The organism is Sphingomonas sp. VDB2, from assembly GCF_047946695.1.
Classification (GTDB): domain Bacteria; phylum Pseudomonadota; class Alphaproteobacteria; order Sphingomonadales; family Sphingomonadaceae; genus Sphingobium; species Sphingobium bisphenolicum.
Map to the genome: position 1 here is coordinate 236,245 of NZ_CP159616.1, position 16,396 is coordinate 252,640.

Here is a 16,396-nt window from a genome sequence, read left to right on the forward strand (position 1 = left end):
ATGCCGCGCCTCGATCGGGCGCAGCCAGGGATGTGCCCGCACATGGAGCCTTGACCACCTATCCGAAGATAGAAGTAAAAGCGCATGGTGCGCCTATTTCGGGGGCATCGAGAGAATAGAACCTGGCAGAGGTAGAGATGTTTCGTCCGGAGAGCGATTGGACCGGCCAAGGTAGGGCTGGCGTCCAGAATTTCTACATCGAAGCGGCGGCAAGCGTGCGTGACGCGCATGTGGATGTGCGGCATTTCGACTGGGTCCAGCCCAGCAGCGGCATTTTCAGCCCGGAAAAACATTATCTGGATTATTCGCTCGACGGTCAACCGCGGCGCAGCATGGTCAGTATGGGCCGCCCGGACCGGCGCGCCGCATCGGGGGACATCCTCTACATGCCGCCCCACCGCCAATATTTCGGCGAGCCGGCGCTTCAGGAGCGGCATCTCGTCTGCGTGGCGCTTGGGGAAGAATTTCTGGAGGAATTGTTCGACGGGGAGCAGCCGCTGAGCAAGGTGGAGCCGTGCGCAGACATTCAGAATATCTCTATGCGCCGGCTTTTTGCGGGGCTGGCGGCGGAATTGCGGACGCCGGGATTTGCCAGCCAGACGCTCGTTGAATCGATGCTCATGGGCCTTGCGGTCGAATTGGCCCGGCACATGGTTCCGCGCGAACGGGGCTGCCTGCATTCGCGTAGCCCGCGCCAGGTCCAGAACATCATCGACTATGTGATGGACAATCTCTCTGCGCCTCTTGGCGTCGCCGATATCGCGCGCGACTGCAACATGAGCGTGCGTCACGTCGCCCGCGTTTTCAAGGAAGGGACCGGCGTCAGCCTCGGCGAATTTGTTGCGCGCAGCCGGATCGCCTTGGCAAAGGAACTGCTGCACAATGACGGCGCCCGCATCAAGGAAATCAGCTGGCGATGCGGCTTCAATAGCACGTCGGCCTTTTCTGCCGCTTTTCGATCCGCGACGGGCCAAACGCCCAAGGCTTTCCGGTCGACATCACCGCAGGTCCACTGATCGGGCGAGCTGGAAAATATCGATGAGCGGCCAAATTCTATCGCCGCGCAGTCAATCGTTGACCGGCCACTATGGCGCCGATCGGCTCCAAGTTAGACGGGCTTCTTATGTGCAAATCGAAGCAAGATAAAATGATGGGGAGGAAGATATGAGCAAGAAGGCCGTCACTCTGGGTGCGATCGGCATGGGTGCGCTCGTCGCCGCCATGGCGCAGCCCGCTTATGCGCAGCAGCCGCAATCGGGTGCCAGCGAGGGCATTCAGGATATCGTCGTCACAGCACGGCGCACGGAAGAAAGTCTTCAGACGACCCCGATCGCCGTCACGGCGCTTACTCCCGAGGCCTTGGCGACGGCCAAGGTGGAAAATGTCGTCGATCTTCAGCGCACCGCACCTGGCCTGGTCATCGGCCGCGGTTCCGCGGGCGGCGACGGTATCGTCTTCGTCGCCATCCGCGGCCAGGGCAATCTCCAGCCTATTCTCGCCAACGATCCGGCGGTCGCCACTTATATTGACGGGATTTACATCCCACGGCCCTCGACGGGCATGACTGACATTCAGGACGTGCAGCGGCTCGAGGTGCTGCGTGGACCACAGGGTACGCTCTTTGGCCGCAACACGACCGGCGGCGCGATCAACATCGTCACCAACGATCCCAACGACCAGCTCAGCGGCACTTTCAAGGCGGAGTTTGGCAATTACAGCACGCTGGGTGCGCAGGCCAATATCAATGTGCCGCTCGCAGAAGGCCTCGCGGTCCGCCTGAGCGGTGCGATCAACGAGCGGGACGGCTATGGCGACAATCTCGCCACCAACCGCGATTTTTCCGACAACAACAGCAAATTCTTGCGCGGCAAGCTCAAATATGAAGGCAATGGCTGGGACCTGACCCTTTCGGGCGACTGGAACCGCCAGTCCAACCATGGTCAGCAGATCGCGCTCTGGGCCTTCAATCCGGCGATCGTCCCCGCCGCCTTCCAGCCGGGCCTCACGGCCGGTCTGCTGACCAAGGATCATTGGTGGGGCAACACCGCGACCGGGACATCGACCCCGGCCACCATCGGCGCGCTCACCCCGGAGGCGCAGGCCCTCTATGGCGTGAAGCCATTCAATACGCTGGAAGTATATGGCTTTTCCGGCACGCTCAACGTCGAGCTGGGCGGCCTGAACTTCAAGTCGATCACGGGCTATCGTCACTCGATGAACTATGGCCAGAACGACACCGATGGCACCGCCGTCCCGCTGCTGGCGACCTTTGCGGGGTCTGGCTCCTATTATGTTTCCCAGGAATTCCAGCTCTCCGGGAACATCACCGACAGTCTCAGCTTCATTACGGGCGCCTATGCCGGCAAGGAAAGCGGCTATGAATTCAGCCGGTCGCAGATTTTCGGCGGATTGATCCGCGATTCCAATGCCGATGTCACCAACAAGACCTTCGGCCTGTTCGCCCAGGCCTATTATGAACTGACCCCGACGCTGCGCGCGGTCGGTGGCTTCCGCTACACGTGGGACACGCGCGACAGCGTGCTGCACAATGCGCAGGTATATGGCCTGCCCTATGACGTCGCCGTGGCGGGCACGCCGACCGGCATCAACTGCACCGTTACACCGACTGAACCGGTAACGGCCACCACCTGCAACCAGGAGCAGAATGCCAAGTTCAACTATCCGGCCTGGAACCTGGGCCTGGACTGGCAGGCGAGCGACAATCTCTTCCTCTATGTGGCGACCCGCGGCGCGGCCAAGGCCGGCGGCTGGAACCTGCGCGCCGGCGGCCTGCCTGCCTTCTCTCCCGAAAAGGTGAAGGACGTCGAGGCCGGTTTGAAGGTCGATCTGTTCGATCGCCGCCTGCGCTTCAACACGGCGATCTTCCACACCTGGAAGGATGACAATCAGGCGATCGTCAACAGCTTCGTGACCGGCATCGGCGTTACCCAATATATCCAGAACAACGGCAAGGTCCGCATCTGGGGCATGGAAAATGAAATCACGGCCGTGCCTTGGGAAGGCATGACGCTCAGCGTCAATGGCTCGCTGCAAAACGGCAAATATGTGAAGGGTAGCTTCAGCGAAATCCAGGTGGTGGCCGGCAGCGGCTGCACCAACAGCGCCGGGGTCGTCAATGGCTGCGTCGTCGACCTGAGCGGCTTGCCGCTGCTGCAATTGCCCAAGAAACAGCTGAACGTCAGCGCCACGCAGAAATTCCCGGTGGGTGGCGGCACGCTCGCCGTCACTGGCGCCTATTCCTATGTCGGGGGCCAGCATTTCGATGCGGTCCGGGCGGCGCAACAGGCCTCGGCGGCGACCAAGGCCGCCTATGAGACGGAAAACCGCCTCGGCTTCGTGCCCGGCTATGGCATTTTCAACGGGCGTATCGCGTTCCAGCTTGAAAATCCCAATGTCGAAGTGGCGGTCTATGGCCGCAACATCACGAACAAGAAATATCTGCTGCGCCGTTTCCCCGATCTCTATCGGACATTGGGCATCGCCGCCGCCTATGTTGGCCAGCCGGCCACCTATGGCGTTGAAACGACGTTTAAATTCTGATCGGCCAAGCGGCTGGCGGGATGAACTGCAATCCATGCAGCTTTCTCTCGCCAGCCCATCACCGGGGATGCGCGCATGATGACGAGGTTGGTAGACAGGGTAGCGATCGTCACGGGCGGCGGCGGCGGTATCGGCGCCGCGGTCGCGCGACGCCTGGTCGCGGAGGGCGCGCGCGTCGTGATCGCCGACCTGTTCGAGGCTGCTGCCGTCCGCGCAGCGGAACCGCTGGGCGATAAAGCGTTGCCGGTCCAATTCGATGCCGCCGATCCGCAGTCGGTGAAGGCGATGGTGGATCGCACCATCGGCCATTTCGGCAGGCTGGATATCCTGCACAATAATGCGGCGATGACCGATCCGGACAAAAGCCCGCAGGACACCACGGCCGTCGATATCCCGATCGGCATCTGGCGCGAGATTCTCGACGTCAATCTCACCGGCTATCTGCTCGGATGCAAATATGCCATCCCGCATATGGTCGCGGGCGGCGGCGGTTCGATCATCAACACCGCATCCAATTCGGGCAGTGCGGGGGATCTGGCGCGCATCGCCTATGGTTCCTCGAAGGCGGCGATCATCGGGCTCACCAAATATGTGGCGACCCAGCATGGGCGGCAGAATATCCGCTGCAACAGCATCGCGCCGGGCGTCGTGCTGACCGAAGCCCTCGAAAAGACCGTGCCGGGGCTGAAGGACATCATCCAGCGGCACATATTGACGCCGGAATTCGGTACGCCGGATGATATCGCGGCGCTGGTCGCCTTCCTGGCTTCGGACGAAGCGCGCTACATCACGGGTGAAAATATCTCGATTTCGGGCGGTGGCCTCGTCCACCAGCCCCATTATGCCGATCTGCTGGCCTTCATGCAGGCGAAGGACTGAGCCATGTCCAGCGCCTGCACGTCGGAACATGGAAGGTTAGTGGGCGGTCCGATGAAAATAGCGGATCGTCAGCCGGCCATCGGCGGCCTTGTAGGTTTCGAGACTGGGCAGAGTGACAATGCCATCTTTGGTTTGCAGGCGGTTGGCGACGTAAGCGGCGCCCTCGGTGCCGTTGACGATCACCTCCAGCGGTTCCGTCGTGCATTTGCCGCCATATTCCGCCCACATGTCGGCCATCGCTGCGTCGCCGTCCACGGCAGGCGAACCGACATATTCGATCGTAAACCCCTCTGGCCCCAACGCCCGGAAAAGGCGATCGAGTTCGTCGCGCTTCCCTTCGTTCCACAGCCGGTAATTGTCCCGGATCGCCTGTTCCAGATCCAGCACGTCTGCCTCGCTCATGTGCATCGCCTCCTGTCATTGCGGATCGTCCGCATGGTCGCCAGTCTCGGACGGACGGCCACGACCGCACCTGTCTTTGGCAAGGGTGGAATTTATCTCTTTTTGCTTCGGAGACTATGATGACCCAAGTCGCACAACAGCCCCTGCCGGATCATGTGCCACCTGAACTGGCGATGGCGCTGCCGCTCTTTTCGCGGAAGGTCATCTATGACAACCCGCAGGAAGTGCTGATCCCCGCGATGCATGCGGACCTGCCGCCGATCACCTATGTGACCAACATCTTCCCGGGCGATCAGCCCGGCTGGCTGCTCAAAAATGCCGAGGATGTGCAGGCGATGCTGCGCGACGCCGACAATTTCACCAAGAATGGCATGGGCAAATGGGCGCAGAATATCGGCGAAAATTGGCTGGTCATTCCGACCGAGGCCGATCCGCCAGTCCACACCGGCTATCGCAAGGCGCTGAACAGCCATTTCGCGCCGCAGAAGATGTTCGCGATGAAGGAACAGGTGCGCGAGCGCGCGCAGGCCTTGATCAATGCCTTCAAGGATCGCGGGCAGTGCGATTTCATCGATGAGTTTTCGGAAAAATTCCCGATCTACATCGTCCTCGATCTGCTGGGTCTGCCGCAGGAAAGAATGACGCAATTCCTTAAATGGGAAAAGGAAATGCTCCATTCCAACGACTGGCAGGTGCGCGGCAACGCCGTGCGCTGCGTGAAGGATTATCTGCTCGAAGAGATCGAGGCACGGCGCCAGCAGCCGCGCGACGACTATATCAGCAAGGTGCTGACCTTCGAGGTCGATGGCCGTTTGTGGAATGACGACGAGGTGTTCGGCCATTGCTTCAACCTGTATATCGGCGGCCTCGACACGGTTACGTCCCTGCTCGGCAACATCTTCAACTATCTGGCGTCGCATCCGGACAAGCAAAACGAATTGCGCGCTGACCCGTCGCTGATCGTCCTGGCGGTTGAGGAATTCCTGCGCGCCTTCGCGCCGGTTACGGCCTTCCGTATCGCCACCAAGGTCATCGAGATTCAGGGGCAGACGATCATGCCCGGGGATTATGTGGCGTTCAGTTCCCCCGTGGTTGGCCGCGATCCGGCTTTCTACGAGGATCCCCAGGCGATCCGCTTCGATCGCAAGGCGCCGCATATGTCGCTGGGCAGCGGCATCCACAAATGCCTGGGCATGCATCTGGCACGGCTGGAATTGCAGATCGCGGTCGAGGAATTCGTCAAGGCCATACCGGAGTTCCGGATCAAGGACGGTTTCCGGGTGCCCTATTATGTCGGCAATATCCTGCATGTGCCGGACCTCCACCTGCAATGGGGCTGAACAGGCCCGGCGCCTAACCGTCTGAAACTGGGATATGGAGCGGGTGTCCGATGATGCCGGGCATCCGCTCGGGCACACCGCCCGTTTTCGGCCGAAAGGCGAGGGGCCGAGCCGCCAGCCATGGCGCTCCTGCAATGGTTTGGCAGTCAGGCAGACCCCGTTTGGGATTTACGAAGGACGTTCGGAGTGATTAGCTCGCTCGCGAACTTGGAGAAGGCCTCAGGGATATTTCATGACGGATAATATCAGGAAAATTGGCTTCATCGGTCTCGGCAGCATGGGTGGCGATCAGGCGCGGGAATTGGCCAAATTGCCGCTCGACCTGACCGTTTACGACCTGTTTCCCGATGCGCTGGCGAAATTTGAAGGCCGCGCGAAGCTCGCCGCCTCCATGGCGGCGGTCGGCGTGGATGCCGACGCCGTAGGCATTTGCGTGCGCGACGATACGCAGGTGCTGGAATGCGTGGATGCGCTGCTGCCCGTGATGAAGCGGGGCGCGACCCTGCTCATTCACAGTACGATCAAGCCGAAGACCGCGCAGCAGATCGCCGAACGCGCCGCCTCCGTGGGTGTAGACGTCATCGATGCGCCGGTCACGCGCACCGAAATGACCAAGGACGGTCCGTTCGTCTTCTGCATGACCGGCGGCGATGAAGCCGTCGCCGCGCGCGTGCAGACCGTGCTCGACGCCTTTTCGACCAACAGGATGCATATCGGCCCGCTCGGATCGGCCATGGCGCTCAAGATTTGCAACAATCTCGTATCCTGGTGCGGCATCATGCTGGGTGTCGAAGTCGCCAATGTGGCGGAGGCGTCCGGCGTGCCGATGGACAAGCTGCTGACCGTGATGAAGCGCAATGGCAATCTCACCCCGCCGATGGCGGGTTTTATCGACTTTCGCAATAATCCGGGAGACGCCGCCCGGCGCGCCTTCTTCGCCAGCCAGGCGGGCATAGGCGAAAAGGATCTCGCGCTGGCCGAAGAACTGGCGGCGGGCGCCGATGCGGCATCGCCGATCACCAGTCACACCAAGACGCTGCTGAAGAAGACGTTGCTCGCCATCTGCGAGGGCTAGGCTGCCGCCTCGTTGAATGGACCAGAATTCAATCGAGCCAAGGCGTGCTGCGCGGCGAATAACGCCCGACCCTATCTGGTCCTACTCGCAAAAAGCCATTTCCGGGGTTTTTGCGTCTGACGCGTCGCGTGTGTCGGTGGGCGCATGCAGCTCGATCGGAAAGTCGAGGTGGATGGTCGCGCAGCGTTTGATCTTGTTCCACTACAGGCGCCTGCCGCATGCGCGATCCGGCATGGCGTATCGAGGATCGGTGAGGAAAGCCGCATCGGTCAGGCTTTCAAGAAAGGCCAGCAGGGCAGGGCTGGCGTCTTCTGACAGGATCGCGCCATGGCGCGCGATCGCCGCCGCCAGGCTCTTGGCTGTGCCATCATGCAGCCAGGGTCCGGTGACGGCGACATTGCGCAACGACGGCGTGCGGAAACGGCCTGCATCCGATGCCAGTCCGCTGGCCTCGGCCAGGCCCTCATCATGGGGGTCTCTGCCTCTCACGGCATGATAGCGATCGTCCGTCAGATCGCGCCCTCCGTGACAGGCGGTGCAACCGAGCGCAGCGAACTGGGCTGCGCCTTGTCGCGCCAGCGGCGACAGGGCATCCATCTCGCCCGCGCGATAGCGATCCCAGGGACTGTCGAGCGCAATCATCGTGCGCTGAAACGCAGCCAGGGCGGCGCTGACCGTGCCCGTATCGATCCGGCCCATTCGTCCGGGAAAGGCGCGGGCGAACATGCGGACATAGCAGGCATCCCTGCCCAATCGTCGCGGCAACTCGGCCTCCAGCGCCTTCATCCCCATTTCCACAGGCCGCTCGCCCAGCAGCGGGATGATCGCCTGCGCTTCGAGCGTCGTCACGCGCGGATCGCCCCATGTCAGCACCGGTCGCCAGGCGACATTGGCCAGCCCCGGCACGTTGCGTCGGCCGGGGTCGCCATGAACGCCGGGGCGGGTCGCATTGCCATCGGCAAAGCCGCGCTTCTGTTCATGGCAGGCCGCGCACGCCATCGTCCCATTGGCCGACAGGTCCGCGTCGTAGAACAGCCGTCGTCCCAGCTCGACCTTGATCGCGCTCATTGCGTTGTCTGCAGGCACTGGCGGCGCTTGGACATCCGGGGGGAGCCGCCAATGCCACCGCGCCGTGCCGGCGCCGAGCAGCAGCACCGCACTCGCCAGCAGCACTACGGCCTGAAACACCGGCCTCACGGCAGGCGCGTCACCAGCAATGGCAGGCTGTCGGTGCCGTTCGCCGCCACCTGCAGTACATAGTCGCCGGGCTGAAGGTCATAATCGACCATCTTGCGGATGCCCGAACAGTCCGGTCCATGGCCGTGCGCGACCGATGTCATGGCCGCCTTGCCCTTGACCACATCGACCCAGGCGCCAGATCCCAGCGCTACCCGCCATGTCCCGGCCTTGTCCACCGTGAAGCGCGCCACGCCGCCATAGCTGACCGACCCGCCGGGTTTGGCCGGGCGGACAGGATATCGCACGTCGGGCGTCGGCAGCAATTCCATCGTCAGCGCCTGCCCGGCCACCAACGCAGGGCCACTCCCGGCGGCCGCACCGCTTCTGGCCGTCACGGGATTGCGCCAGGTGGCCATCGCGTCGGGCAGATCGGCCGGCGCGTCGCAACTCTGGGTCATGGGCGTATCTGCCATTTGCGCTGCAGCAGGGACGGCTCCACTCAGCGCCAGCAACGATATGGTCCGAAAAATCGATGGCGTGCGCATGGGGGTTCCTTTCGCGGATCCTGTCTATATACGCTCGGATATAGCGAGTCGAACGACCGTGAACAGGGGAATATCTATGCGCCGACACTATCTTGCCGCTTTGCTGGCCTTCGGCATGTTTGCGTCCGCTCTTTCCTGCGCGAGCGCCCAGACGGCGGCGCCCGACGCCGATGCACCGGACGCGCGTTTTTCGCTCGGCCAGATCATCGTGACGGCACCCCGGACCACGGGCATCGAGATCGACGGCGCTACGCTTTCGTCCGAAGCGATCTACACGTTCGGTCGCAACGCGCTCGACGACGCGGTCAATCTGATGCCCGGCGTGTCGGCCGGCAATAGTGGGGGGACACGCAACGAACGTCTTGTCTTCGTGCGCGGTTTCGACCGGTTCCAGGTGCCGCTGTCGATCGACGGCATCCGCGTCTATCTGCCTGCCGACAACCGGCTCGACTATGGCCGCTTCCTGACGACCGACATTGCCGAGGTTCAGGTCGCCAAGGGCTATGCCTCCGTCCTTGACGGCCCCGGCGCGATGGGCGGCGCGATCAACCTCGTCACCCGCAAGCCGACCAAGGCGCTCGACATCGACGTGCGCGGGTCGGTCAATTTCGACAATGACACCGACTATGCCGGCTACACGACGTCGGCCATGATCGGCACGAAGCATGACAAATGGTACGCACAGGCCAGCTATGCGCGCAGTTTCACCGATCATTGGGATTTGCCCAATGATTTCACCCCGCGCGTCCCTGCGCTGGAGGATGGCGGCGCCCGCGACTTTTCCCGGACGGAGGATTGGCGCGTCAATGCAAAGGTCGGCTTCACCCCCAATGCGACCGACGAATATGCGCTCAGCTACACCTATCAGAAAGGGTCCAAGGGCGCGCCGCTTCACATCAGCGACACGGTAACGACGCCGCGTTTCTGGGACTGGCCGCAATGGAATATCACCAGCGTCTATTTCCTTTCGACCACGGCGCTGGGCGATCGCGCGACGATAAAGACGCGCGGCTATTACAACCAGTTCGATTCGATCCTGCGGTCCTTCGACACGCGCGCCCAATCCAGCCAGACCCGGCCCTTCGCGTTCGACAGCCCCTATGCGGACAAGGCGTGGGGCGGATCGCTGCAACTGGATTTCCGCGCGACCGACGCGGATACGCTGCGGCTGGCCTACCATTATCGCCACGACAAGCATGTGGAGTTCCAGACCAGCTTCTCGACGGCCGGGGTGGGGACGACCGAACCGCGTCAGACCCAGGCCGAAGACACCTATTCGGTCGCGCTGGAAAATGAACTCAAGCTCTCGCCCGCGCTGACCTTCACCCTGGGCGGCAGCTTCGACTGGCGCAATCTGGAACAGGCGCAGGAATATGGCGCGCCGTTGGGCACGTCGGGCGTGCCATCGGTCATCTATCAATATCCCCGCCGCGACAGCGACGCGTGGAACGCGCAGGGTCGAATGGACTGGCGGGCGACCGATGCCATCCAGTTGTACGCCAGCCTGTCCTCGCGCACCCGCTTCCCGACCATCTTCGAACGGTTCAGCCAGCGCTTCAACCAGGCGATCCCCAATCCGGACCTAAAGTCCGAACGGGCCACCAATGCGGAAATCGGCGGTAGCTGGAGCGACGGCACGATCCGGGTCGAAGGTGCCGCCTTCTACAGTTGGGTGCGCAACGCCATTTTCGGCATTCTCACGCCGGCCTATCCCTGCACGGCATCGACCCTGCCGCCTGCCGTTCCCACGGCGGGGTGCGCGTTGCGCAACATGACCCAGAGCCGCAATGTCGGCAAAGGCGAATATTATGGCGTCGAACTGTCCGTATCGGCGACGATCACGTCCGGCCTCGACGCCGGTTTCAACTATACCGGCATCAAGCGCGACCTGACGGACCCCACAAACGCGCTCTTCCGGCCGACCGGCGTGCCGACGCACAAGGGGTTCGCCTATCTCGACTGGTCGCCGGTCGCCGCGCTGCATATTGTGCCCAGCGTCGACCTCGCGTCGAACCGCTGGACGATCTTCACCGCCACGCCAGCGACGCAGCCCGCGCGCTACTACCGTACCGGCGCTTACGTCAATGCAGCTATTCGGGTCGACTACGCCATCCGTCCCGGGATCGAGATCGGCGTCGGGGCACGCAACCTGTTCGACGACTATTATATGCTGACCGACGGTTTCCCCGAACCAGGTCGCAGCCTGTTCGCCAGTATCAGGGCGAAATATTGACGCGGATGTCCGGTGCGCTTGCCTGCAAAGACGCACACGGCAAGTCGAAGGTAAGGCGCGATATGGCGGGGTATCTTCGTACCGGATCGCCGCACCACCCGGTCGCTGGGGGCGGGAGCGATCGACTTGTGCGCTGCCCAGAAAAGGGGTGGATCGGCTTGCCTCCCAAACTGACATGGAAACACGATAATATATATTATGTTAAATATTGTCGCCCGCTGCGTTCGGCGTACAACTGTCCAGCTCGCTGTCGCAGCGCCCCCCGTCAGGCGATCGCCAGCACGCTGCTCAGAATGATCCGCACCAGCTCGGCCTGGCCGCGCGCACCCATCTTGGCGTAGATTTTCTTAGAATAGTTGCGCGCCGTCTCGACCGTCAGTCCCAGATTGGCGGCGGCCTGCATGATTGGAATGCCCTGGCCCATTTCCCAGGCGAGCCGCGCTTCGCTGGGCAGCAATCCGAACAGATCGACCAACTGCTCGCACCGATCCGCCTGCGACGATCGATCGCCGCTCAGATAGACGATCGCCACCGGAGCGCCGCCCGCCGCCATCGACTGTCCGCGGAACGGCGCGACCAGCATGTCCATCCATGGATCGCGGCTCAGGTTGATTGCGCGCGGACGCGCCTCCGCATCCTGGGCGAAGGTCTTGACCAGCGCGGTCAGTTCGCGGTCCAGCCCCGGCGATGTCGGGGTCAGTCGGTCGTACCGCCCTCGCCGCAGGATGCTGTTGCGCTGGAACAGTTGCTCGACATGGGCGGTCATGTCGAGGATGCGGCACTGGGCGTCCAGCGTCAGCCAGCCGAAATTGAGTCGCCCGAAGGCTTCGGAGGTCAGGGTCGATCGCAATTTCTCTCGCTCAAGCGCCACGAAGCCGCGCAACGCCGCACGCAGATGTGGTGCGAGCGCGGTCAGCAATGCCGTCGCCGATGACGATATGCGTGGGCCCGCGCAACTCAGCCAGGCATCCACCCCGCTGCTTTCGGTCACCCGAACGGATCTTATATCCTCCACGCCCAGGCCACGTAGAAAATCGTTGCGATAGGATTGCAGCTCGACATTGTCTGGCGGGACCAGCTCGGACAGCGAATAGACCCGTCCTTCCCGCATGTCCCGATAAGGTAAGGGATCGCGCGCGAATTTCTCGGCAAATAGCCGGTCGAGATGCGGTGGAATCGCGGGGCCGGCGTAAAGCTCCACGATGCTCTTCTCATCAATCGGACGGAAAGCGAGGCTGGCGTAACGGACCTGCATCCGGCTGCGCAGCCGTTCGAGAAAATCATGCCAGAGAGGCTGCTGGAACATGCCCTCGTTCAGGCTCACCAGCAGGCCGGAATCATCCAATCGCATGGGTCGATCGTACACCCTCCCATATGGGAGGTCCAATGTTAGTTGCTTGCTGCCAGAGCTGCACGCAAGAAGATTGCGAGGATCTATGATGGACGCGAAGACACTGACCCATCTTGAGCGGCTGGAGGCCGAGAGCATCCACATCCTGCGTGAGGTTGTGGCGGAGGCCGAGAAGCCGGTGATGCTCTATTCCGTTGGCAAGGATAGCGCCGTGATGCTGCATCTGGCGCGCAAGGCGTTCTACCCTTCGCCACCGCCCTTCCCGCTGCTGCACGTCGACACGACGTGGAAATTCCAGGAAATGTACAAGCTGCGCGACCGAATGGCGCAGGAAAGCGGCATGGAGTTACTGGTCTATCGCAACCAGGAAGCGATGGACCGCGGTATCAACCCGTTCGATCATGGCGCGCTGCACACCGACATGTGGAAGACGGAAGGCTTGAAGCAGGCGCTCAACCTCTACGGTTTCGACGCGGCGTTCGGTGGCGCGCGACGCGATGAGGAAAAGAGCCGGGCCAAGGAGCGCATCTTCTCCTTCCGCACCGCGTCGCACGGCTGGGATCCCAAAAATCAGCGGCCCGAATTGTGGAACCTCTACAATGCGCGCAAGAACAAGGGCGAGAGCATCCGCATCTTCCCGATCAGCAACTGGACCGAGCTGGATATCTGGCAATATATTCATCTCAACGATGTGCCGATCGTGCCGCTCTATTTTGCGGACGAACGCCCGACGGTGGAGCGCGATGGCATGTTGCTGATGGTCGATGACGATCGCTTCCCGTTGCAACCGGGCGAGACGCCGGTGATGCGCTCGATCCGCTTCCGCACGCTGGGTTGCTATCCGCTGACCGGTGCGGTCGAAAGCACGGCCAAGACCTTGCCCGAAGTGATCCAGGAAACGCTGCTCACCACCACTTCGGAACGGCAGGGCCGCGCGATCGACAAGGATGCGGGCGGCGCCGGCATGGAGAAGAAGAAGCAGGAAGGCTACTTCTGAACCTTCACGCTCCCATCATTCGCCCTGAGCCCGTCGAGGGCTCGGCCGACCGACGGGGGAGCACTTCGCTTCGCTCAGTGGAGAGCTTCGACAAGCTCAGCCCGAACGGGGAATTTAGATTATGACCGACACCATCGCCGATCCCATCTACAAGACCGACGCCCTCATCGCGCAGGATATCGACCAGTATCTCAAGGTGCATGAGCATAAGACGATGCTGCGCTTCATCACCTGCGGATCGGTGGACGACGGCAAGTCGACACTGATCGGCCGCCTGCTCTACGACAGCAAAATGATCTTCGAGGATCAACTGGCCGCGCTGGAAGCGGACAGCAAGCGAGTGGGTACGCAAGGGCAGGAGATCGACTTCGCCCTCTTGGTAGACGGCCTCGCCGCCGAGCGTGAGCAGGGCATCACCATCGACGTCGCCTATCGCTTCTTCGCGACCGAAAAGCGCAAGTTCATCGTCGCCGATACGCCCGGCCACGAACAATATACACGCAACATGGTGACGGGCGCATCGACCGCCGACCTTGCCGTCATCCTGATCGACGCGCGTAAGGGCATCCTGACCCAGACCCGCCGTCACAGCTATCTCGCGCACCTCATCGGCATTCGCAACATCGTGCTGGCGGTGAACAAGATGGATCTGGTCGGCTACGATCAGGCGGTATTCGATCGGATCGTGAGCGACTATGCCGAATTCGCTCGATCGATCGGCATCGAACATTTCGTGCCCATGCCGATTTCCGGCTTCAAGGGCGACAATATCACCGGCCCGTCGGACAATACGCCCTGGTATCAGGGGCCTGCGCTGATCGAGCATCTGGAAACGGTGGAGGTCAACAGCGCGGCCGATGCCGACAAGCCTTTCCGCATGGCCGTGCAGTGGGTCAACCGCCCCAATCTCGACTTCCGCGGCTTTTCCGGCCAGATCGCGACCGGATCGGTCCGGCCCGGCGACGCGGTCCGCGTCCTGCCCTCGGGCAAGACCAGCACGATCACGCGTATCGTGACGCTCGATGGCGACCTTGACGAAGCCGTGGCCGGCCAGTCGGTCACGCTCTGCTTCGCCGATGAAGTCGACTGCTCGCGCGGCGACGTGATCGCGACGTCGGACAACCCGCCCCAGGTCGCCGACCAGTTCGAGGCGACGATCGTGTGGATGGCGGACGAGGAAATGCTGCCGGGCCGTTCCTACTGGCTCAAGATCGGCACCCAGATGGTGACCGCCACGCTGCAGCAGCCCAAATATCAGGTCAACGTCAACACGATGGAGCATCTGGCCGCCAAGACGCTGGAGCTGAACGCCATCGGCGTCGCCAACCTGTCGACCGACAAGCCGATCGTGTTCGAATCCTATGCGGCCAATCGCACGCTGGGCGGCTTCATCCTGATCGACAAGCTCACCAATGCCACCGTGGCGGCGGGTATGCTGCATTTCAGCCTGCGCCGCGCGCAGAATGTCCACTGGCAGGCGACCGATGTCAGCCGCGATTTCCACGCCAATCTGAAGAACCAGAAGCCGGCGGTGCTGTGGTTCACTGGACTGTCTGGCGCGGGCAAGTCGACCATCGCCAACATCGTGGAAAAGAAGCTGGCGCGGATGAACCGTCACACCTTCCTGCTTGATGGCGACAATGTCCGTCACGGCCTGAACAAGGATCTGGGCTTTACCGATGCCGACCGGGTGGAAAATATCCGCCGCGTGGGCGAAGTGGCGAAGCTGATGACCGACGCGGGCCTCATCGTCATCACCGCCTTCATCTCGCCCTTCCGCGCCGAGCGCGACATGGTGCGCAGCATGATGCAGCCGGGCGAGTTCGTGGAAGTGCATATCGACACGTCACTGGCTGATGCGGAAGCGCGCGACGTCAAGGGGCTCTACAAGAAAGCGCGGTCGGGCCAGCTCAAGAATTTCACCGGCATCGACAGCCCCTATGAAGCGCCCGAAGATCCGGAGATCAGGATCGACACGGCGGAGATGACCGCGGAAGAAGCGGCCGAGGCGATCGTCGCGAGGCTGATTCCATGAGCGTCGCTCTATCGGACGCCGCACTCGCCTCCTATCTCGCCGAGATAGCGGGCCGGCTGCTGCTCGACGTGCGCGCGTCGGGCCTGTTCAGCCCGAAGGCGCTGGGCAAGGCGGGGGATCAGACCGCCAACCAGTTTCTCTGCCACGCCCTGCGTGAGCAGCGGCCCGACGACGGGCTGTTGTCCGAAGAGGAAAAGGATAATGACGACCGCCTGGCCAAGAGCCGGGTGTGGATCGTCGATCCGGTCGACGGCACCCGCGAATATGGCGAGGAGCGGGCCGACTGGGCGGTGCATGTGGGCCTGGCGATCGACGGTCAGCCGGTGATCGGTGCGGTCGCACTGCCGGGGCTGGACCCTGAAGGCCGGGGTCGGGGCATGGTGCTGCGCTCCGACGAACCGCTCCCGTTGCCACCCGCGCCCGAAAAGCTGCGCATGGTGGTCAGTCGCACCCGCCCCGCCGCCGAAGCGGTCGCGGTCGCGGCGGCGCTGGATGCCGAACTGGTGCCGATGGGATCGGCCGGCGCCAAGGCGATGGCGATCATTCTGGGGCAGGCCGACATCTACCTCCATAGCGGCGGCCAGTTCGAATGGGACAGCATGGCGCCCGTCGCTGTCGCACTCGCCCACGGCCTGCATTGCTCCCGCATCGACGGCTCGCCCCTCGTCTACAACCAGCAGGACGTATATTTGCCTGACCTGCTGATCTGCCGGACGGAACATGCCGAAGCCGTGCTGGGCCATGTTGCCCGCCTCAAACAGGACGCGATCGAGGCCTGACAAGGCAAGGCACAGGATTC

At 62.4% G+C, this 16,396-nt stretch carries 13 protein-coding genes; 9 read left to right on the forward strand and 4 right to left on the reverse strand.

Translation table 11 applies throughout. The features are described from left to right. Positions 1-137 precede the first annotated feature (137 nt). The 3 genes from ABT375_RS19635 (at position 138) to ABT375_RS19645 (ending at position 4,440) form a co-directional block, all read left to right on the forward strand. Positions 138-1,016: an AraC family transcriptional regulator gene (locus ABT375_RS19635; RefSeq protein WP_261937245.1), complete on the forward strand. Its 879-nt coding sequence runs from the start codon at positions 138-140 to the stop codon at positions 1,014-1,016. Positions 1,017-1,164: 148 nt separating this feature from the next. After that, entirely contained in the window at positions 1,165-3,561 is a 2,397-nt protein-coding gene (locus ABT375_RS19640) for a TonB-dependent receptor (RefSeq protein WP_261937246.1), read from the forward strand. A 75-nt stretch (positions 3,562-3,636) separates the two neighbouring features. Beyond that, positions 3,637-4,440: an SDR family NAD(P)-dependent oxidoreductase gene (locus ABT375_RS19645; RefSeq protein ID WP_416465664.1), complete on the forward strand. Its 804-nt coding sequence runs from the start codon at positions 3,637-3,639 to the stop codon at positions 4,438-4,440. A 36-nt stretch (positions 4,441-4,476) separates the two neighbouring features. Here ABT375_RS19645 and ABT375_RS19650 read toward each other — a convergent pair whose 3' ends face one another. After that, positions 4,477-4,842 (reverse strand): hypothetical protein, encoded by a 366-nt coding sequence (locus ABT375_RS19650; protein ID WP_416465666.1) that lies wholly within the window; start codon positions 4,840-4,842, stop codon positions 4,477-4,479. A gap of 116 nt (positions 4,843-4,958) precedes the next feature. Here ABT375_RS19650 and ABT375_RS19655 point away from each other — a divergent pair, with 116 nt between their 5' ends. Then, entirely contained in the window at positions 4,959-6,182 is a 1,224-nt protein-coding gene (locus ABT375_RS19655) for a cytochrome P450 (protein WP_416465668.1), read from the forward strand. Between the two features lie 232 nt (positions 6,183-6,414). Beyond that, positions 6,415-7,257, forward strand: a complete 843-nt coding sequence (locus tag ABT375_RS19660) for an NAD(P)-dependent oxidoreductase (protein WP_416465670.1) — start codon at positions 6,415-6,417, stop codon at positions 7,255-7,257. Between the two features lie 201 nt (positions 7,258-7,458). On the opposite strand, the gene ABT375_RS19665 is transcribed toward ABT375_RS19660, so the two are convergent. Beyond that, on the reverse strand, positions 7,459-8,454 hold the full coding sequence (locus ABT375_RS19665; protein ID WP_416465672.1) for a cytochrome-c peroxidase: 996 nt from the start codon (positions 8,452-8,454) through the stop codon (positions 7,459-7,461). Beyond that, positions 8,451-8,909, reverse strand: coding sequence for a hypothetical protein (locus tag ABT375_RS19670; RefSeq protein WP_416465674.1), 459 nt, complete (start codon positions 8,907-8,909; stop codon positions 8,451-8,453). The genes ABT375_RS19665 and ABT375_RS19670 overlap by 4 nt, the downstream gene beginning before the upstream one ends. A 148-nt stretch (positions 8,910-9,057) precedes the next feature. Here ABT375_RS19670 and ABT375_RS19675 point away from each other — a divergent pair, with 148 nt between their 5' ends. After that, a complete protein-coding gene (locus tag ABT375_RS19675) occupies positions 9,058-11,214 on the forward strand; it encodes a TonB-dependent receptor plug domain-containing protein (RefSeq protein WP_416465676.1) in 2,157 nt (718 codons plus the stop codon). Positions 11,215-11,479: 265 nt separating this feature from the next. Here the strand turns inward: ABT375_RS19675 and ABT375_RS19680 are convergent, their stop codons facing one another. Further along, positions 11,480-12,565, reverse strand: coding sequence for a helix-turn-helix transcriptional regulator (locus ABT375_RS19680; RefSeq protein WP_261937254.1), 1,086 nt, complete (start codon positions 12,563-12,565; stop codon positions 11,480-11,482). Between the two features lie 85 nt (positions 12,566-12,650). On the opposite strand from ABT375_RS19680, the gene cysD reads away from it, so the two are divergent. From cysD to ABT375_RS19695, 3 genes are all read left to right on the forward strand, one after another. After that, complete coding sequence (cysD, locus tag ABT375_RS19685; RefSeq protein WP_224546771.1) at positions 12,651-13,562, forward strand: sulfate adenylyltransferase subunit CysD; 912 nt, start codon at positions 12,651-12,653, stop codon at positions 13,560-13,562. Between the two features lie 121 nt (positions 13,563-13,683). After that, entirely contained in the window at positions 13,684-15,597 is a 1,914-nt protein-coding gene (gene cysN, locus ABT375_RS19690) for a sulfate adenylyltransferase subunit CysN (RefSeq protein ID WP_416465679.1), read from the forward strand. Beyond that, positions 15,594-16,376 carry a 3'(2'),5'-bisphosphate nucleotidase CysQ gene (locus tag ABT375_RS19695; RefSeq protein ID WP_416465681.1) on the forward strand — a complete coding sequence of 261 codons (783 nt, stop codon included), beginning with the start codon at positions 15,594-15,596 and terminating at the stop codon, positions 16,374-16,376. The genes cysN and ABT375_RS19695 overlap by 4 nt, the downstream gene beginning before the upstream one ends. The last annotated feature ends 20 nt before the right edge of the window (positions 16,377-16,396 follow it).